15 protein-coding genes and 2 rRNA genes are annotated in these 19,963 nt (G+C 59.6%); 3 read left to right on the forward strand and 14 right to left on the reverse strand.

The features are described from left to right. Nucleotides 1–153, forward strand: a 153-nt coding sequence (locus VEZ38_RS06745; protein ID WP_324892596.1) for an IS3 family transposase, incomplete at its 5' end; no start/stop codon positions are given. Between the two features lie 64 nt (nucleotides 154–217). Here the strand turns inward: VEZ38_RS06745 and VEZ38_RS06750 are convergent. Together VEZ38_RS06750 and VEZ38_RS06755 are read right to left on the reverse strand one after the other, a co-directional pair. Beyond that, nucleotides 218–1,252, reverse strand: a complete 1,035-nt coding sequence (locus VEZ38_RS06750; protein ID WP_324892582.1) for a zinc-dependent alcohol dehydrogenase — start codon at nucleotides 1,250–1,252, stop codon at nucleotides 218–220. Between the two features lie 122 nt (nucleotides 1,253–1,374). Beyond that, nucleotides 1,375–4,269, reverse strand: a complete 2,895-nt coding sequence (locus VEZ38_RS06755) for a DUF4038 domain-containing protein (RefSeq protein ID WP_324892583.1) — start codon at nucleotides 4,267–4,269, stop codon at nucleotides 1,375–1,377. A 225-nt stretch (nucleotides 4,270–4,494) separates the two neighbouring features. On the opposite strand from VEZ38_RS06755, the gene VEZ38_RS06760 reads away from it, so the two are divergent. Further along, the gene (locus tag VEZ38_RS06760) at nucleotides 4,495–5,436 is read left to right on the forward strand and encodes an AraC family transcriptional regulator (protein ID WP_324892584.1); all 942 of its coding nucleotides are present in this window, start codon (nucleotides 4,495–4,497) and stop codon (nucleotides 5,434–5,436) included. Between the two features lie 69 nt (nucleotides 5,437–5,505). Then, nucleotides 5,506–6,639, forward strand: a complete 1,134-nt coding sequence (locus VEZ38_RS06765; RefSeq protein WP_324892585.1) for a glycoside hydrolase family 99-like domain-containing protein — start codon at nucleotides 5,506–5,508, stop codon at nucleotides 6,637–6,639. 63 nt (nucleotides 6,640–6,702) lie between these two features. Here the strand turns inward: VEZ38_RS06765 and VEZ38_RS06770 are convergent, their stop codons facing one another. From VEZ38_RS06770 to VEZ38_RS06825, 12 genes are all read right to left on the reverse strand, one after another. Then, nucleotides 6,703–7,578 carry an amidohydrolase family protein gene (locus VEZ38_RS06770; protein WP_324892586.1) on the reverse strand — a complete coding sequence of 292 codons (876 nt, stop codon included), beginning with the start codon at nucleotides 7,576–7,578 and terminating at the stop codon, nucleotides 6,703–6,705. 6 nt (nucleotides 7,579–7,584) lie between these two features. Beyond that, nucleotides 7,585–8,373 carry a glucose 1-dehydrogenase gene (locus VEZ38_RS06775; RefSeq protein WP_324892587.1) on the reverse strand — a complete coding sequence of 263 codons (789 nt, stop codon included), beginning with the start codon at nucleotides 8,371–8,373 and terminating at the stop codon, nucleotides 7,585–7,587. Between the two features lie 21 nt (nucleotides 8,374–8,394). Beyond that, nucleotides 8,395–9,585 (reverse strand): enolase C-terminal domain-like protein, encoded by a 1,191-nt coding sequence (locus tag VEZ38_RS06780; RefSeq protein WP_324892588.1) that lies wholly within the window; start codon nucleotides 9,583–9,585, stop codon nucleotides 8,395–8,397. 118 nt (nucleotides 9,586–9,703) lie between these two features. Next, nucleotides 9,704–11,206 carry an L-fucose/L-arabinose isomerase family protein gene (locus VEZ38_RS06785; RefSeq protein WP_324892589.1) on the reverse strand — a complete coding sequence of 501 codons (1,503 nt, stop codon included), beginning with the start codon at nucleotides 11,204–11,206 and terminating at the stop codon, nucleotides 9,704–9,706. A gap of 85 nt (nucleotides 11,207–11,291) precedes the next feature. Then, nucleotides 11,292–12,134 carry a carbohydrate ABC transporter permease gene (locus VEZ38_RS06790; RefSeq protein ID WP_324892590.1) on the reverse strand — a complete coding sequence of 281 codons (843 nt, stop codon included), beginning with the start codon at nucleotides 12,132–12,134 and terminating at the stop codon, nucleotides 11,292–11,294. After that, nucleotides 12,134–13,012 carry a sugar ABC transporter permease gene (locus VEZ38_RS06795; protein WP_324892591.1) on the reverse strand — a complete coding sequence of 293 codons (879 nt, stop codon included), beginning with the start codon at nucleotides 13,010–13,012 and terminating at the stop codon, nucleotides 12,134–12,136. The genes VEZ38_RS06790 and VEZ38_RS06795 overlap by 1 nt, the downstream gene beginning before the upstream one ends. Before the next feature lie 54 nt (nucleotides 13,013–13,066). After that, nucleotides 13,067–14,449: an ABC transporter substrate-binding protein gene (locus VEZ38_RS06800; protein WP_324892592.1), complete on the reverse strand. Its 1,383-nt coding sequence runs from the start codon at nucleotides 14,447–14,449 to the stop codon at nucleotides 13,067–13,069. A 115-nt stretch (nucleotides 14,450–14,564) separates the two neighbouring features. Further along, a complete protein-coding gene (locus VEZ38_RS06805) occupies nucleotides 14,565–15,656 on the reverse strand; it encodes a glycoside hydrolase family 99-like domain-containing protein (RefSeq protein WP_324892593.1) in 1,092 nt (363 codons plus the stop codon). A gap of 115 nt (nucleotides 15,657–15,771) precedes the next feature. Beyond that, nucleotides 15,772–17,304 (reverse strand): response regulator transcription factor, encoded by a 1,533-nt coding sequence (locus VEZ38_RS06810; RefSeq protein WP_324892594.1) that lies wholly within the window; start codon nucleotides 17,302–17,304, stop codon nucleotides 15,772–15,774. A gap of 23 nt (nucleotides 17,305–17,327) precedes the next feature. Then, nucleotides 17,328–19,025 (reverse strand): sensor histidine kinase, encoded by a 1,698-nt coding sequence (locus VEZ38_RS06815; RefSeq protein WP_324892595.1) that lies wholly within the window; start codon nucleotides 19,023–19,025, stop codon nucleotides 17,328–17,330. 444 nt (nucleotides 19,026–19,469) lie between these two features. After that, nucleotides 19,470–19,586, reverse strand: a 5S ribosomal RNA gene (rrf, locus tag VEZ38_RS06820). Between the two features lie 172 nt (nucleotides 19,587–19,758). Next, nucleotides 19,759–19,963: ribosomal RNA gene (locus VEZ38_RS06825) — 23S ribosomal RNA — on the reverse strand; the annotation flags it as partial.

Genomic DNA, 19,963 nt, shown 5'->3' on the forward strand with positions numbered 1-19,963 from the left:
AAGACGGAAGCGCTCTACCCTTATCATATCCGATGTTTGGACGAGGCACAAAGGCGAATTGAGGCATACATTCACTTTTATAACCACGAACGACCTCAAAGAAAGTTGAAAAAACTGACACCTGTGAAGTACAGGTGCCAGCTCGCTGCATAGGGTGTTATTTAACTGTCCACAAAAATGGGTCTTGACCAATGGGGCTTTACCGCTAAGCGACGTCCTACTCTCCCGGAACGGTCAACAAAATTTTCCCTTCGGCGACGCGGCCGCTCGTCAATTCCCGGAACGCCGCATCCCCGTCTTCGATCGGCCGCACCATCGTCCACCCGTTTTCGTTCACTTGGCCGTTAGTCAGCAGCTGCACCGCGTCCCTGAAGTCTTTCGGGATGTAGCAGAACGATCCGAGCACGTCGATTTCGCTCCGAATTAAGTCGTTTACGGGTAGATGCGTCTCATTAACGCCTAAACCGATGTTCATGAGCGTGCCTCCTGCGTTCAATGCCCGTACTGCAGCGCTGCGCGTCGGCGGAAAGCCGGCCGCATCGATGACGACGTCGACCCCCTTGGGGCCGCACGCTCGCTTCGCGGCGTCGACGATGTCGCCGGTTCCCGGGTCCAAGGCGAAATCGGCCGCCCCGACGCGCAAGGCGATGTCCAGCCGAGCCGGATTCGTGTCAACGATGCCGATGAGATCGGCGCCCAACAGGCGGGCGACCTTCGCGCAGAGCAGGCCGATGCCGCCCGCTCCGAACACCAGGACGTTCGGGAACGTATGGCCTTGCTCGAAAGCGCGCCTAACAGCGCGTAAACTGCAGGCGAGCGGTTCGGCGAGCGCTGCGCGGGCGGACGGCGTATCCTCCTTCACGGGAACAACGGCGGAGGCGGGGACGGCTACGTACTGACCGAAAGCGCCGGGCCGGTGAATGCCGATGATTTGTCTTCGATCGCAAAGCTGATTCCGCCCTCGCGCGCATCGATCGCATACGCCGCAGCTCAGCAGCGGATTGACGGTCACCTTGGTTCCGACGGATAATCCGGACACGCGTTCGCCTAGCGACGAGATGCGCCCGCAAAACTCGTGCCCCATGATCATCGGCGGCTTCCTGAGGCTGTTATGTCCAAGATAGCCTTCCAGTTCCGATCCGCAGATGCCTACAACCTCCGTACGGATGACGACTTCCCCAAACCCCGCGGCTGGTTGATCCGCATCGGTCCATGTCATCTTCTCGATTTCGGTCCATAACAACGCTTTCAAGTCGTTTCCCCCTATCTGCCGAAGGAACGGACGACCCCGACGCCGCCCGTCCCGCCACACATTTGAGTCGAATCAACCCGGTTCGCTCCGAATAAAGCGTCGCGAACCGGGTTTATGCGTCGTTATTCGTTGTAAATCTCGAACTCGTAAATAATCGGGGCGTACTCCGTACCCGACAGGAAATAAATCCGAGCCTTGCTGCCGGCGACTTCGCTGAACGAGACCGTCCGCGTATTCCCGATCGTCGTTCCCGTATAGGCGTCTTGCCAGGAAGCTCCGTTCCAATATTGGATTTTATATCCGGTCGTCCGGTCTCCGTATTCGCTCAGAACGGCTTTGTCGAACGAGACGTTCTCCCCGAAGTCGACCTCCAGCCACGCCCCGTTCCAACAGCCGTTGCAAGCCTGCCAGTTCGTCGCCGTCTGTCCGTCGAACGCTTTCGGCGCCGTCTGATTGGCGTCCCACGTCGACGTGCTCGCATACGCGCGGCCGAGCGCTAGGTTGCTGCCCGCCCCTACATTGTAAATTTCGAATTCGTAAATGATCGGGGCGTATTCCGTACCGGACAGAAAATAAATACGAGCCTTGCTTCCGGTAACCTCGCTGAACGTGATCGTCCGCGTATCTCCGATCGCCGTACCCGTATAGGCGTCTTGCCAAGACGCGCCGTTCCAATATTGAATTTTATATCCTGTCGTCCGGTCTCCGTATTCGCTTAAGACAACCTTGTCGAACGCGACATGGCCGCCGAAGTCGACCTCCAACCACGCCCCGTTCCAGCAGCCGTCGCACGCTTGCCAGTTCGTCGCCATCTGGCCGTCGAACGCTTTCGGCGCCGTCTGGACGGCGTCCCACGTCGCGGTGCTCGCGTACGTCTTGCCGAGCGCGAGATTCGTGCCCCCGGCGGAGCCCTCGTTGTAAATCTCGAATTCATAGATGATCGGCGCATATTCGATGCCGGACGTGAAGCGAATGCGCGCCTTCGTTCCCGTGACCTCCGGGAACGCGACCGTCTTCGACGCGCCGATCGACGTACCGGCGAATGCGGATTGCCATGAACCGCCGTTCCAATATTCGATCGCATAGCCGGTTGTGCGGTTGCCGTATTCGCTGAGCACGGCTTTGTCGAACGTTACGCTCGCGCCGAAATCGACCTCCAGCCACTCGCCGCTCCAGCAGCCGTTACATGCCTGCCAATTCGTGCCGAGGTCGCCGTCGAACGCTTTGCCGGCCGTCTGATTGCCGTCCCACTGCGAAGAAGAAGCGTACGTCTTGCCGAGCGCCAGGTTGACGCCGCCGCTGCCCGGAACGCCCGTCTTCTCTACGAGCAGCACCCAATCGTTCGCATCCGGCTTGGACGGAATGCTCCATTGCCCGGAGACTGCCTGCACCGTATCGGAAATCAGCGAGTAGGCCCCGGTCCTCGGATTGAACCAGCGTGCCTCATACAGATAAGCACCGTCCATCTGCTTTAAGGTTCCCGTCGACTGCGTGCCGTTAAAGAAGAAGACGACGTACGTGTGATTGCCGTCGGAGGACAGCAGCGACCGGGCGGCGTCGCCGAAGGACGCCCAGGCGCCGTCGTCGAAGCGCGGGATCAGCTTCCACCACTCCAGGCTTGTGTAGAAATCTCGGAAATACGTCAGCTGATCGCCCGTCGGGTAGTTTGCCCCGTCGTACCACCAGACGTATCTGGCGGGCATTTCGTATCCGGTTCCGAAATCGTCGGGTTCGCCGGACTTGGAATAAATATCGTTCCAGACGCCGGCCGCGCCGTACCCGTAGCCGTACATGCCGTACTGGAACGCCTTGTACGCTCCTGCCAGCGCCCCCCGGTTGTCGGTCCAGAACCCGTCGTATGCGGGCTCGTAGAGAACGGCAGGCTTCGTCGCAGCGTGGTACCAGAAGTCTTTCGCCGTGCTCATGCCGGTCATGTCGCCTTGCCACTGCACGGCCCAGCCGTCATGGTAAGGCTTGCTCTTCCACCAGGAATTGGAGGCGACGGCCGTGCCCGTATGTTCCATGTGCGGCAGCAGCGGATGGTCGTAAGCGTCGTGATCCTCGATCGTCTGCCCGACGGCGTACCACTTTTCGATCGTCGTCCCGTCGTACTTGCCGTACATGTTCTTGTCGATTTCCTGCGCGATCGTCCAGATGACGGGGTACGCCCCGTACCGCGCCACCCAATACTTGGCGAGCCGGGACATGTAGGCGTTCGTGTAGACGGACGAATAGTCGGCCGGATCGTGCGCCCAAGTAATTTGCGCGTTCGCATGAACGAGCCCTTGATCGGCGATGTATTGGAACTTGCGGTCCAAATTGTGAAAGCCCGCCAGGTCGGCGCCGCTGAAGCCGTCGCTCAGATTGGCCAACGCTTCCTCGTCGGCTCCCGCATGCGTCCCTCCGCCATGTGGCTGCCAGATCGGCTCGGACTGATACACCGTGAAGCCTTGACTCACCCGTTTGTCCACGACGTACTTGAACTGGGACGCCACCCCGGGCGCATTGGACGTGGAAAATCGCTCATGAGGCAAAATCCAATGCGTATCCCCTAAGTAGAAGAACGGCGTTCCGTCCGCGTACGTGAAATACCTGCCGTCGGCGCTCGTCTTCAAGAACCCGCGCTCGTAGATATCTAAGCTGCCCGCGTAAGGGTCGCATTGGATCGTCCTCGACACCTGGTGAAGACCTGCGTCGGCCGGATTCGTGGAGACGGTCGTCATGCTCCAGGTGCCGACCGCCGTCGGGGCGAAACGGATTTTCCACGTCGATCCGCCGTCCCAGAAGGCCGGGCGGGTGATCGTCGTCCCTCCGGGACCGGTGAAGGTCGCCGTTACGTCTACGTCTTGAAAAGGGTTCGCATACGATGCCGTGCCATTCAGCGTAATTTCGACGACCCGCCATCGCTCGACCGTATAGTCGGCCGCGAGCGCCTTCGGCGGGAAAGCGAGACACGCGACCGTAAGGATTAGCGATAGCAGCCAAAGTACCATCCTCTTGCCGTAAGTCAACGTCACGAATAAGCACATCCTCTCCTGGATTGATTGTGCGCTTTCGTCGGTACCGCGTTGCGCGAACGAGCCTCCTTCCATAAATTCGGTGCGAACGCAATTTCATCGTAGGGTGAATCGCGTTGTGATTCCATGGCTATGGATTGCTCTTTCTAGGCCGCAGTTGACTCCTTGGTGTAAAATAATGCTTGGGACTACATCGCGCGTAGCGTAGAAAAGCAGGTGGTGGACATGGCCGACGATTCCGCGGTCAAACGCATCGATTTTCTGAATTTGGCGCCGTATGTCCGGTACATTCACGAGTACCGCAGCGACGCGGAGTATCGCATTCCGCCGAGAATCATTTACGATCATGAAATCGTCTTCATGGTCGGCGGACGGCTGACGTATACGGTCGAAGGAACGGCATGCGAGCTTCGAACGGGCGACGCGCTGTTCCTGCGTCCGCATGTCGAACATTTCGCCTACGCGCCGGAGGGATCCGAGCTTCACTATTACGCCGTTCACTTCGATCTAGTCTATATGGGCGAGCAGCTGGATTTCTCCGCGGACGACGTCTATGCCAACGTCGATTATTTGCACTTGGATCATATTCCCGTCGAAGAAGAACTCGCCGCCCGTCCCGCGGCGGAGCTGACCGAAGTCGCCTTCCCCGCCGTGATCCGCATCCGGGAGCCGCTGCCTTGCCGCCAAGCGCTTCGGGAGATGCTCGACACGTTCGAGCGGAAGCCCTTCGGCTACCATCTCGTGCTGCGATCCCGGCTGCTCGATCTGCTGTGCCGCATGGCCCGGGACGCGGCGACCGGCGACGGCGTTCGGCGCGGCGCCGCCTACCGGCACGAAGTCGCGGAGGCGATCCGCTATATGTACGAGCATTACGGCGAAGCGATCGACGCGGGCGACATTCCGCAGGCGCGGTATTTCTCCCCGAACTATTTTCGCACGTTATTCAAGGAAGCGACCGGCAAGACGCCGCTCGAGATGCTGACCTCGATCCGCATCGAGGCGGCGAAGCGTCTGATGCAGGAAGGCAACCATACGGTCGGCGCCGTCTGCCGCAGGGTCGGGTACTCCGACATTCATTATTTCAGCAAGCTGTTCAAGAAGCTGGAGGGCATATCCCCGAAATACTATATCGATTCCGTGTGCAACTTCGGTGATTCGAACAAATAATTCGTTGCGGCCGCCAAAGACGATCGTTCTCCCTCGTCTTACAATCGGAAGAGAAGGGAGACGATGAACATGGCCGAGAAGCCTCAAGTCGCCGTATATTATTTTCCGAATTATCATGTCGACCCGGTGAACGAACGACGGCACGGGAAGGAATGGACGGAGTGGGAGCTCGTGAAGGCGGCCACGCCGCGCTTTCCCGGACACGAGCAGCCGAAGGTGCCGCTGTGGGGCTACGAGGACGAAGCCGATCCGTTCGTCATGGCGAGGAAGATCGACGCGGCGGCGGATCACGGCGTCGATTGCTTTATTTTCGACTGGTACTGGTACGACAACGCCCCGTTCCTCCACGGCGGGCTCGAGCGCGGATTTCTGCAAGCGGCCAATAACGAACGACTCAAGTTTTCGCTTATGTGGGCGAACCACGACTGGATTGAAATTATGCCCGCCACTCGGCATAAGGATTACCCGGTGCTGGCGAAGGGGGCCGCGTCGGAGAAGGAATTCGTCGATGCGACGAACTATATGATCGAGACGTACTTCCGACATCCGTCGTACTGGAGGGTGAACGGCGGGCTGTACGTATCGTTCTACGAGCTGATGAAGCTGATCGAGGGCTTCGGGAGCGAGGAGGAGACGGGGCGCATGCTGCGCGAGTTCCGGGAACGGGTTCGCGCCGCGGGCCTCGGCGAGCTGCACCTGAACGCCGTCGTCTGGGGCATCGCCAATCTGCCGGGCGAGCGGAGCATCGACGACGTCAACGGGCTGATGCGTCGACTCGGCTTCGACAGCATCACCTCGTACGTCTGGATTCACCATGACGAAATCCCGCATTTCCCCGCGACCGACTATAAGGAATACCGGGAAATCGCGGTTCGGAACTTCGCGAAGTTTACGGAAGAATACGAGCTGCCGTATTTCCCGAACGTGTCGATGGGTTGGGATTCGTCGCCTCGCACGATCCAGACCGACAAGTTCGACCTGCTCGGCTATCCGCATACGCCGGTGCTGACGGGGAATACCCCCGATGAATTTAAGGCGGCGCTGCAGTACGCCAAGGACTTCCTCGCGCAGGGCAAGACGAACCCGCCGGTGCTGACCGTCAACTCGTGGAACGAATGGACCGAGGGCAGCTACCTCGAGCCGGACGCCGTGCACGGCATGGCCTACTTGGAAGCGATTCGGGAAGTGTTTGGAGACGAGTAGTTTGGGAAACTGCACACGAAGCCGCCCCGCGCCCTGGACAAGCGCGAGGCGGCTCCGCCTCGTTTACGGCCGCGTCCGGCTTCGCTCCCGGATGCGATAAAACCGCGCCGCGTTCCCGCCGAACACGGCATCGAACTCGTTCGGCCCCCACCTCTCCGGGAATGCCGACCGAACGGCTTCGTACACTTCTTGGTAACTCGAACTCAAGAGGCACACCGGCCAGTCGCTCCCGAACATCGTCCGCTGCGGCCCGAAGACGTCGAATGCGGCCTCCAAGTAAGGCCGGATTTGTTCCCGCGTCCACGGAGAGCCGGGCGTGCCCGAGACGAAGCCCGACACCTTGCACATGACGTTCGGGAACGCGGCGATCTCCTTCAACTGCTCCGCCCATGGCGACATGGAGCCCGCCTCGATGTCCGGCTTCGCGAGATGGTCGACGACGGCATGCAAGTCCGGGAGCGCTCGCAGCAGCTCGAGGATATGCGGCAGATGCCACAGCCGGGCCTGCAGGTCCAGCGGGACGCCGCGCCGCGCGAGCTGCCGTACGTTCGTCCGCACCGGTTCCCGGAGCAGCCAATCGGCCGGCAGGTCTTGAATCATCGGGCGCACGCCGACGAATCCGGAGCGGCCGCGGAACGCGTCGAGCTGCGATAAGAACGACAACGGCTCCGCTTCGAAATCGAGCCAGCCGACGACGCCGGCGATCGAATCGTGAGCGTCGTACAGGTCGAGCATATCCTCCGTCTCCGCGACGGTCGGAGCCGCCTGCACGAGGATCGTCCGGTCGATCCCGTGCCGCCTCAGCTCTTCCGCCAAATCGGAAGGCGAATAATCCTGATACAAGATCCCCGTCTCCGGCGTCAGCCACCCGTAATCGCCGCGCGACGGCCGCCAGTAATGCTGATGAGCGTCGATCCGCTCCGGTCGGTCATCACCCATGAATGATCATCGCTTCCTATGCGCGTATTTGCCTTCGGACACCATGAAGCCGCCGTCCACGGCCAGCTGTACGCCGGTGATCCATTCGCTTTGCGGCGAGGCGAGGAAGACGACGGCTTTGCCCAAGTCTTCGGGATCGCCCAACCGTCCGATCGGCAGCGAATCGGTCGTCGCCTTCGGCGTCCGAAGCGCCTCCGGGACACGATCCCTGTTGATGTCCGTCACCACGCCGCCGCACAAAATCGCGTTGACGCGAATGCCGTACACGCCCAGCGCGTTCGCCATCGATGCGGTCAGCGCGTTGACGCCGCCCTTGCTCGCGGCGTAATGCACCTGCTCGGCGCCTCCCCGGTAGGAGGTTATCGTGGAGATGTTGACGATCGCCCCGCCGGCGCCTCGCTCCTTCATGAGCCGAGCCCCGGCTTGCGAGCACACGAACACGCCGGTCAAGTTCGTCCGGATCGTCTCTTCCCATACGTCCATGTCGATGTCGAACACGTCCCGGAACGGGCAGATGCCGGCGTTATTGACGACGATGTCGATGCCGCCGAGCTCCGCGCCGACCCGCTCCATCATGCGCGCCACCTGTTCCGGCCGGCCCACGTCCGCCTGTACCGCGATCGCCCGGCCGCCCGCCGCGCGGATCGACGCGACGACGCGCGACGCGGCCTCCGCGTTGCCTTGATAGTTGACGGCGACGGCGGCGCCCGCTCGGGCGAGCTCCAGCGCGATGCCGCTGCCGATGCCCCGGCTCCCGCCGGTCACGACGGCCGTCTTCCCGCTTAACATTACCATGCTCATGCCCCCCGGTCGGCGTTACGCGCCGTATTCCTTCATCCGGTCGAATGCGTCTTCCTTGAGCGCGATGCCGGCGCCGACCGCCTCCGGCCGTTCGAACCGCCCTTGCTTCGGAAACGGAATGCCGTCGTAGAACGGGTGCGCTTCGCCCGCGCCCAGGAAATATTCCGCCATCGGAATGTCAGGCTGCGCGAACAGCAGATGCAGCGTCCAAGGCTGCGTGCCCCCGGCATGCGGAATGACCGTCTTGTGCTTCGCCGACGCGAGCGCGCAAATCTTTTTCGCCTCGGTCAGCCCGCCGCACCAATAGACGTCCGGCTGGTAGATGTCCGCCGCGTCGACGTCGAGCAGCTGCTGGAAGCCGTAACGCGTGTATTCGTGCTCGCCAGTGGCGATCGCGGTCGACGTCACCTTGCGGTGGAGCGCCGCGTATCCGGCGTAATCGTCCGGCGGCAGCGACTCCTCGATCCACTTGACCTTGTACTTCCGCAGCAGCTCCGCCATGCGGACGGAATAATCGACGTCCCACGCCATATAACAATCCAGCATAATATCGATTTCTTCCCCGAGCGCCTCCCGCGCCTCGCGGACGAGCGCCGCGTTCCGGTGCATCCCGTCTCGTCCGGACGCCGGACCGTAAGGCATCGCGAGCTTTTGGCCGACGAAGCCGAGCTCCCGGGTGCGGGACGTGTCGTTGCCCGTAATATACGCCGGAACGAAGTCTCGCGCCGGGCCGCCGAGGCTGACGTACAGCGGCTCCCCGCGAAGCTTGGCGACGCAATCCCACAAGGCCAAGTCGACCGCGGAGATCGCCATGATCGGGAGGCCCTTCCTCCCGTACGGCAGCGTCGAGCGAAACATCATGTCCCACAGCATCTCGATCTGGAACGGGCTTCGGCCGACGAGGAAGCGGGAAAGATGCTCTGCAATGATCGATGCGGCGGCGACGCCGCCCGTGCTCTCCCCGATGCCGGTCACTCCGGCGTCCGTCTCGATCAACACCATGACTCTTCCGCCCCCTCCGAGCCATGACGACCGTTGCTCGAAATATGCCGGGTAGCGGGACATCGGATTCGCGATGACCGTATTCCGGATCCAAGCCATGTCGTACGTTTTCTCGGAAGCGACGCTGTCTTCGTATGCTTTCAACTTCTCGGCATCGTCGGTAAATACGCGAACGGCCGTGATCGCAGGGCCATATCCGGGCATCCTTCCCATCCTCCTCGTCGGCCGGTGCGAACCGCCCTCGATCCGGGGCGGTTCCGGTCCTTATGTTTCCCTCATGCAGCCGCGCTTTGCAGCCCGTCATGGCGCCAAAGGGTCGGAGTTACAGCGTTACGTGTCTCACGTTCAAGAGATCGCCGACTTTCCGGAACAACGAGGCGTTGTGTCCGATCGACATGGCGCAATGATGGGTCGGGGCTTCTAGAAACCATTGCTCCATGTAGTCGTCCGGATGCTTTCGGAATTTGACCGGAGTTTGGGTATTGCCGATGCGCATGATCGGGCCGTCGGTCGACTCCGCCTCGCTGATAATCAGCTTCAGTCGACCGTCCCCGGTTTGCGTCACGTTCAGCGTCGTGATCGGGCCGGTACGCACTTTCGCTTCCACGGAGATGCCGGTGCCCTGCTTGCCGTGGTAAAGCCCCATGCCGCGCAGGATCGGCCGGCCGTCGGAGATCGCGATATGGAACGGGCCGTCGTGTCCGAGCAGAATCGTGCCGTCCTCGTAATCGACGACGACGATCTCGCAGAAGCTTCCGCCGGTGCCGAGGATGTCGCATATTTTCATGGCGACCGCCGTCTTCAGATCGCCTTCCCCCGAGCAAGGGATTCCCCGCGCGGTCAGGAGCGAGTGACCCACGATGAAGCCGCCCTGCAGCTTCTCGTATTCGTTGCCGGGCGCGCCGCGGTAGTAGTATGCGAGCGCGTCGAGGTCGAACTCGCGCACGAGCTTCTCCTGGGCGGCCGCCACGCGGCAAGACCACTCCAGCTGCTCTTCGGTCGGCTTCTTCGCGATCGGATCCGACGGGGAGTCGCCGCTGATGACGAACATCTCTTGCACTTCTTCCAGTTTCGCCTTCGCTTCCTGCGGCGCGACGTCCTTCAGCAGGCGGTCCAAATCGCACATCTCGAGCATCTCGACATGAAGACCCAGCTGGGCCTGCAGCATCGTGAAGTCGCTGTACATGTCGAGCATCCCGCTGTACGTATTGCCGAGAAATCCGAAACGGCTGTGGCGCAGCGTGCGCGGCACGGCGGCCGCCCGCACCCATTCTTCGATCTGCCGCCAAGCGCGCTTCGCTTCCGGACGGTCGTGCGTCGCTTCGTCCGCCAAGGAAATCGGCGGCGTGTAATCGAGCCCGAGCAGCCCGTTAACGACCCTGAAGGGGATGCCGCCGCGGTCGAACGCGTTGGAGAGCTCCGGCACCGGACACGCGCCGCAATGCGCGAGCCACTCCCCCGTCGTCGACTGCTCGTAGCTGATTCTCGCGGTCGGCTGCAGGTTGAGGATGACGACCGGCGCCTTGCATATTTGATGGATCGGCAGCACGGCGGAGCTCGTCGCGTACGTGGCCGAATGGCAGAATACCAGGTCCACGTTTTGCGCGTTCAGCCATTCGCCCGCTCTCCGGCCCTCGCCTTCGGTATCGACGAGGCCGAAGTTGAAGACGTCGCCGAACGCCGACATCCGCTTCTCGAGGAAAGCGCCGTATTCGATCAACCGCTCCCGCATGCCGGGGAATTGGCTCCAGTAAGCCCGCAAGCCGATCGAATACAGCCCGACGCGCGGTTTTCCGGCGGGCTTAATCGGCGATAATCGACTCATATGCATCACGTTCCTTCTCCGAGAAAATGTACAGAGCCCTTACCGAAAGATCGGCGCGCCGATCAACGGCATCTTCGCGGCGACGTTAACCTTTGACGGAACCAACGACTAGCCCCCGCAACATGTATTTTTGCGTGACGAAGAACAGCGCGAGCAGCGGCAGCGTGGCGAGCGAGCACATCGCGAAGATCGGGCCGTAGTCGATCGATTGGTTGTTCGCTTTGAACTGCACGATTTGCGGCATGAGCGTCATCTTGTCCGCGCTTTTCAGATACAACAGCGGACCGAACAGGTCGTTCCAGAAGCCGAAGACGTTCGTCACGACGACCGTGCCGGTCGCCGGCAGCAACAGCGGGAAAATAATTAACCAGAACGTCCGGAACCGGCCGCAGCCGTCGAGGCTAGCGGACTCCTCCAGCTCCCGCGGAATCGACTTCGTAAATCCGGCATAGAGGAACGTCGCGATCGGGATCGTCCCGGCCGTATAGAGCAGCACCAAGAACGTCCGCGTATCGATGAGATGAAGCGCGACGCCGAGCCGAAAGATCGGATACATGCTCGTTTGCATCGGGATGATCATGCCGCTCAGCAGGAAATAAAATACGACCTGAAAGCCCTTATGCGGCAGACGGGAGATCGTATACCCCGCCATCGAAGCGACGACGACGATGAGAACGATCGACCCGACGCTGACGACCAAGGTGTTCAGGAACCCTTGCAGCACGTCGACGCGCTCGAACGTCTTGGCAAAATGGCCGAGATACAGACTCGTCGGCAGCTTCAGCGGATTATAGAAATCTTCCGGCCGCTTGAAGCTGGCCATGAACATGTAGAAGATCGGATACAAGAACATCAGCGCAATGACGATCATTACGATTTCCGTAACGATGCCCGCGCGGCTGTTCGGTCCGTGAGCGGCGGCTCGCATTACAGCTCCACCTCCCGCCGGCGCGTGATCTGAATCTGAACGAACGTAACGATCATAATGAAGAGCATCAGCACGATGCCCGCGGCCATCGAATACCCGTAGGTGCCGTATTTAAACACGCTGTTGTAAATCGCCAAGGTGATCGTATATGAAGCGGTGCCCGGACCGCCGTTCGTCATGACGTACGGCAGTTCGAACAGCTTGAGGCCCCCGACGATCGTAAGGAAGATGACGACGGTGACGACGGGCATGAGCAGCGGGAACGTAATATAGCGGAATTGGCGGAACCCCGTCGCGCCGTCGATCGTCGACGCCTCGTACAGCTCCGCGGGAATGCTTTGCAGCCCGGCGAGATAGATGATGGCGCAATAGCCTAACGCCTGCCATTGGGTAAGCAGGATGATCGTCGGGAACACCGTATGAATCGTGCCGAGCCAATCCTGCACGATCCGTTCGAGCCCGAGCTGCGTCAGTACATAATTGAACGCTCCGTCATATTGCAGAATGTTCCCCCATACGACCGACGTAACGACCAAGCTGACGATGACCGGCGTGTAGAACGCCGTCCGAAGGAACGCCCTCGTCCGGAACGAACGGTTGAGCAACACGGCCAGCAGCAGCGCCAGCGGATTTTGCACCAAGATGCCGAACGCGGCCATGGCGAGCGTGTTGCGGAACGCTTGCACCATCTTGGAATCTTCGATGAGATACGCGTAATTGGCCCACCCGATAAACTTCGGAGGGCGGATGGAATCCCATTCCGTGAACGAGTAGTACACGCTGGATAAGAACGGAACGTATACGAAGACGGTGAAAATGAGCGTTGCGGGCAGCACGAACAAAGTGCCTGCAAGCAGCGCGCCGCGGTTCATTCGCATGTCATCACCTGCTTGAAGGAGAACCCAGCCGTGCGGCTGGGTTCTCGGATTTGATTACTCGGAGGGGAGAATGACGGTACTGTGATCCTTCTCCTTCAGCTTCTCCAGCTCGGCCAGATCGTCCTTGCTGAACTTGGCGCCGGATACGATCTTGGTTACGGTTTCGGCGATGCCGAGGTAGACCGAGCTCGGGATGTAGGACTCGAACCCGCCGGTCGATTCGCCCGCGCCGAGCACTTCCTTGACTTCGTTGAAGACCGGATTCGAATATTCCACTTGAATGCCGTCGATTGCCGGAATGTTGCCGTTGCCGACGTTATACGGTCCGTAGATTTCGGAGCTCAGGATAATGGCCACCAAATCCTTCGCCTGCTGCACGAGCTTTGTCTTCGCGTTGATGGACAGGTTCTGATCCACGGACGGGGCCAGGTTGTAATAACCGGAATCCGTCATCAACGGCATATAGCCGAGCTCGAACGAGGCGTGCCCTTTGGTATTGAAGTTATCCGACGCGACGCCCGGCATCCATGGCCCTTGCACGATCATGGCCGACTCGCCCTTCGTGAACATCTCCGCCGATTGCGGCCAGTCGATGCTGAGCGCCGACTTGTTGAAGTAGCCGCCGTCGACGAGCTGCTGGAACTTCTGCATGACCGCTTCGATCTCCGGGCCGTCTAGCTTCTTCGCGCCGTCGTACAACTCCTTGCCGAACGTCTTGCTGCTTTCGAAGCCGTGGGATTGGATCATAAGGCCAGCGAACAATTGCGCAGTCCAGAGGTCTTTGAAGCCGACGCCGATCGGCACCTTGCCCGCAGCCTTGATCGCTTCGCTGACTTCGACGAATTCCGTCCAGGTCGTCGGTGCCGTCAGTCCGAGCTCCTTGAACATGTCCTTGTTGTACCATACGCCGCTCGTACCTAAGCCCATCGGAGCCGCATACACCTTGCCGTCGTATTTGACGAATTTGTTCGCGCCGGGATTGATTTTGTCCGCCCATGCTTCGCCGGACAGGTCAAGCACGTATCCCGCCTCGGCGAACTGTGCGGTAAGCCCTTGCTGGAAGAAGACGTCAGGCGCGGTATCGGACGCGAGCTCCGCCTTCAGCTTGTCGAAGTATCCCGCGTCCAGCAGGACGTCCCACTGAATCGTGGCGTTCGGATATTTCTCCTTGTACGCTTTCTCGACGTCGGCGACGAACGTCTTCATGAACTCGCGTTGATCGATGAACCACGCGCCGACTCGAATCGTGAACGCTTCGTCGTTCGCGGCGGCTTGGCTGCCTCCGTCGCCCGGCTCGGGCACCGCGGGCGCTTTCGTCTCGTTCTTGTCCCCGGCGGGTTCGCTCGTCGCCGGCTCGGAGCCTCCTCCGCCGCATGCCGATAACAATAAGCTTGTTCCCAGCAGTACTGCAATCAAAATCGACCATGTCTTTTTCATCGGGTATTGACCTCCCCATAGGATTTCATCGAGCGGTGGCGCTTGCTCTGTTATCAACATATCAGGGCGGCCGTCCCAAGGGGATGCGCCGGTATTGCTTTTTCTATGCCGCATTTTACTTCCTCGCTCCGAACACGTTCCGGATCGCTTCCAAGTACCCCATGCCGTAGACCGTATCCGGCTCGAGATAGCCTCCTTCCGTCCATTCGTTCCAGGCGTAAATCGTCACCATCGGAGGCGTCGTATTCCCTTCGTCCAAATACGCCTTCGCCCGCCGCAGCGCTTTTTCGAACGCCTCCGGCGTGTTCTCCGTCAGGATCGGCGTGTACGGATACTCTCCCCGCTCGAGGGGCTTCCCTTGATCCGTGCGAGGACTCGGATCCCATCCCATGGTGACGTTCGGATGATACGGCACGCCGAATTTGTCGCGGAAGACGGGCCACAGCCCGATCGCATCCTCCGCGCACGCGGCGTAATCGGCGCCTGGGAACGCCTCCGGCTCGGCATGATGGATCCAGACGTACGACGTCACGCTGTCGACGCCTAACCGGGAGATCAGCGCCTGAACGTCGTCCCCGAGAATCGCCCGGTGCTGCTCCTGCAGTCCCCACTCCACGGCGTTCAAGTGCAGCCCGGCGTATCCCGCTCGCTCTGCCTTTCGTCGAAAGCTCTCGAGCGCGTCCGCGGCCTCCTCGATGCCGCCCAACCCCCGAACGAATGTATACATCTCGTAGATGGAGAAGTACAGCTTCCCGTCCACCGTCAAGTAATTTGGAGCATGGAAGTATTTCTCTACGATATAGTCGATCATCGCCTCGAACCGTTCGCGGCTCAGCTCGTTATGATTCGCCCACATGAGCGCGAATTTGAGGCGCTCCCTGTTCGGCGCCTGCAAATACCCTTCTTCGAGCGCCCGGTGGAGGAAGGGCCCTTGCCGCACCTTGCCGAGATCCCAATACCAGTCGTAAAGAAACGTGGTGACGCCGTGATCGGCGGCGGCGTCGATCTGCTTGCGCGACACCTCCGGATCGGATTCGTCGAGCTCCCCCCACAGCGGAACCTTAGGCTGCTGATGGCCTGGAAAGCGCGGCTTCGCTTCCCGAAGGCTGACCCACTCGGACCAACCTGCGCCCCGAATTTCCTCGTTCTGCGGATCGGGGTGCCACTGCGGAAAATAATACACGGCGACTTCGTACGGTTGATTCATGCTCGAACCTCCTCGGGCGGGTATGTTCCGGTTTCGTATTCAATCTAACGGAATCGAGCGCGCCTGGGCGATAGGAGAATTGTGCTTTTTCTATGCCGCATTTGACTTTATGGGTTTATTTATAATCGTGGGGGCTGACGCCGACCATGCGCTTGAATAGCTGGCTGAAGTGCGCCGGATCCTTGAAGCCGACCGCGTACGCGACCTCGTACGATTTCATCGAGGTGGTTTTCAGCTTGCGCTTGGCGACCTCGATTCGCTTCTCCCAAAGCAGCTCGCGGAAGTTCTTCCCCGTCTCCTTCTTGATGAGCCGGCTGAGGTACGAATAGTTCAAATACAGATGCTCGGCGAGCGAATAAAGCGAGATGTCCTCGGCATACCGCTCGTCGATGTATTGAAGCGCCTTGGCGATCGCGCTGCCCTCCGCGTGTCGCTTCGCGTCGCCGACCGCCTCCAGCATCCGGAGCAGCATGCGTTCCACGTACTTGATCAAGTCGGCGAGAATGTCGAACGACAGGATCGTCTTCCGCAGGACGACGGGATCCTCCGCCGTCAGACCGGCGCCGCTTTCCTTCATGACCTGCTCGGCCTTCTCCGCGATTTCGAGCGCGAACGTGTGCACGTCCTTCTTGCTGAGACCGAGCGACATGATTTGCCTATACGCTTGCCGCATGAAGTCCCGAACCCGGTCGCTTTCGCCGCGGCGCAGCATGTCTTCGAGCTCCGACAGGCTCGATAGTTTGCGCGTCTGCTGGTCGTCCTGCATCGCCCGCACCGCTTGAATGGAGACGATGGATTTCCCGCCGAGCAGCATGCGGTAGTCGAAGCACTGCTTCACCTCCCGCATGCCGCGCTCCAGCTCAAGGAGCGAGTCCAGCTCGGCGCTGATCGCGACGGAGACGCTGAAGGAGAATGCATTGCCGCAGGACGCCAGGATGAACCGCGCCATGCGAAACACCTCGCCTATATCCATCGGCTCGCGGGGCGAACGCTGAAAAAGGACGACGTAGACGCCGGACTGCGATAGGGAGCTCCAGCACGAGTACGGGAACGCGGACGTCACTTGTTCGATTTTCTCGCGCAGCGACAGCTTCGACAACGGACGACCCATCTGGTACAGCATGTCGGCGTTGTCGACTTCGACCGCCAGCACGACGATGCGGCGGTTCGAGAGATCCTTGGCCTGCAGCGCCGCCTCCTTCTCCTCCGTCGGCAAGGTCGGGTCAAGCATCGTTTGCAGGATCGATTCCCGTTCGTTCAGCTCCTTGCCCGCCGCCGAGGGGCTTTGCTTCATGAGACAACGCACGCTCTCGACGAGCTCCGCCGGATGGAACGGCTTCGTGATAAAGTCGGCCGCCCCGAGTTTGACCGCTTGCTTGGCATAATCGAATTCGCTGTACGCGGTAAGGAAGATGATGCTCGTCTCCGGGTTGCGCCTGCTCGCCCACTCCGCGAGCTCGATGCCGTCCATGACCGGCATGCGGATATCGGTGATCAGCACGTCGGGCATGACCCGCTGCATCAGTTCGAACGCCTCGAGGCCGTTGGCCGCCTGGCCGATCACCTCGCAGCCGAGCTCCTTCCACTCGACGAAACCCGCGATATGCTCGCGGATGGCCTTCTCGTCGTCCACGATCAACATTTTCATCGACTTCTCTCCCTCCGAATCGCTTACGATGCTTCCTCTTTCGCCGCGATCAGCAGGATCGGCAGCCGCATTCGCACCAGGGTCCCTTGCTGCAGCGAAACCAGCTCCACGGTGTACGCCTCGCCGTAATGATGTCGCAGACGGGATCTCACGTTTTCCAAACCGGTGCCGAAGCCTTTCGAATTCGGTGCGTGTTCCTTCATCCAGCCGCCGCCGTTATCTTCGACCTCCAGGATCAGATCGAAGTCCAGCTCGTACGCGCGGATCGCGATGTTGCCGAGATGCTCGATTCGGTCGATGCCGTGGATGAAGGCGTTTTCGATCAAGGGTTGGAAGATGAGCTTCGGTACCGTCACCATCCGAAGCTCGTCGGCGACGGAGATGTCGTACCGGAACCGCTCGCCGAACCGGAATTCGTGAATTTGAATGTACATTCGAACGAATTCGATCTCGACCTCTAGGGGCACGAGAGGGTTGCCCGGGGCGATGGAGAAGCGGAAGATCTCGGCGACCTTCTTCACGACGTCGGAGATATGCTCCATGGCGCCGGACTTGGACATGATGCTTATGTATTCAAGCGTGTTATACAGAAAATGGGGATTGAACTGCATCCGGATCGACTTCAGTTCGGCTTCCTTTTGAAGCAGCTCCGTCTTGTACACCTTCTCGATCAGGTCGTGGGTTCGGATGACGAGGTGGTTGAAGCTTTGGCACAGGATCGCGATCTCGTCGTCGGTGCCGATTTGGGTAACGAGCCGATAATCCCCCCGCTCCGCGCTGCGCATCAAGCGGGTCAGCGTGCGGAGCGGGTTCGTTATTCGATTGAGGATTACGTACGTGATGAGCACGACGACGACCCAAGAAACCATCGTGACGGCCGCGGCGAACAGCCCTTGGCTCCGGATCTCCCCGGTCAGCTCGTTCGTGCGCAGCTCGCTTACGTAGCTGATGCGGGCGTATCGGGACGGACGCGTTAGGACGGTCATGTCCGCCCCCCTCGGCCGCTGATACAGGCTGCCGATGCGATCGATGCGGTCGGCGGAGAGGATGACGTTGCTGCTGTTCGTGATGAATACCGAGTTCGGCGAATAACTCTCGTACAGCGTCCGGATTTTATCCGGATCGAGCATCAGCGAGATGAACCCGAGTTCCACCCCGAGCTCGCGGTCGAGCAGAAGCATATTGCAGATCATTCGCTTGCGGTCCACGAAGAACGCCCACTCCGGTGAACCTTCGCGTTCGTACGGCATAATGCTGAGCGCCAAATAATATTCTGGCGGATCCTCCGTCCCGACTGCGTAAAACCGCCCCATCCGGTTATGAATGTAAATCGAGTCGATATAGTCGCCGAGCTCCTGCTCCGTATCGGTCATTGCAACATGCAAAGCTTCAAGCACGGCGCTCTCCACGTACGTTCGATCGTCAGCCCCGAGAGGGAACTGCGTCGGATACACATCGTTTCGCAGCAGCGTATACAGCGATTTCTCTTCGGCGATCTCCGCCAACTTCTGGGCCAGCGCGCGCAGGACGCCATCGATTTTATCTGCTGTTTCCGCGAGAGACTGCGTTTCCGACTCGACTACCTTCTCTTCCAGAATGCTCTTCGAGCGCAAATAGAACGTCGTACTGATTAATGTAAGCGGTACCAAAATAAGCAACGAATAAATCAGCACCATCTTGTACAGCAGCTTGGATCGGATCCAGCGCATCATCCTTCGCATCTACGCAGCGCCCCCTCGGAATCGAGAATCGCGTTCGATCACAGCTTCCTCATGGTTGTATGAGTAATTATATTTGAGTCCCAGGGCGTTAGCAAAACTTTGCTCCCAAAAAATACATTATTTATAAAAAGGACCTGCCGCCCTCCTGTACGAGCATAAAGCGAAACCGGCAATAGCGAAGCCCGTCGAGCTCTTCGCACTCATTCCTCCAAGCACTCAGGCGGAGACTCGGTACCCACATACATGGTGTACTTGTTTGCTCCGGGATTCCATTGCGAATAACAGTCTTTACTTTTACAGAATCGCTGCATTGGCTTCGGCGAGCTCGTTACCTGTATTTTTTGCAGGAACCCGACGACCCAATCATTTATATTTATGCTTACTTATAAGTGAAGATTGCAAAAAACGCCCTCGATCGACGTGCGATCGAAGGCGTTCTCGTCGGCTTGGCAATGTCCTACTCTCCCGGGACCCTGCGGTCCAAGTACCATCGGCGCTGGAAGGCTTAACGGTCGTGTTCGGGATGGGTACGCGTGGTTCCCTTCCGCCATTATCACCAAACCTGTTTTTTCGCTGCTTTACTTCCTGAATCGCTTCAGAAAATAACAACCTTATAAAAGGTATGCAGCTAAATTGTTCAAGGAGACTTGCTCCTTGAAAACTGGATGCGAAACGATGCACATGTTACTCCGAAGTAGTTTATGCTTCCGAAGCAGCTTCCTCCGAAAGCTTTGAGGATAAGTCCTCGACCGATTAGTACTCGTCAGCTGCACGCATTGCTGCGCTTCCACCTCGAGCCTATCAACCACGTCGTCTACATGGGGTCTTCAAGCAGGGAAATCTCATCTTGAGGGGGGCTTCACGCTTAGATGCTTTCAGCGCTTATCCCTTCCGTACTTGGCTACCCAGCGATGCTCCTGGCGGAACAACTGGTACAC

Source organism: Paenibacillus sp. (assembly GCF_035645235.1).
In the GTDB taxonomy this organism is placed as follows: Bacteria; Bacillota; Bacilli; order Paenibacillales; family YIM-B00363; genus Paenibacillus_AE.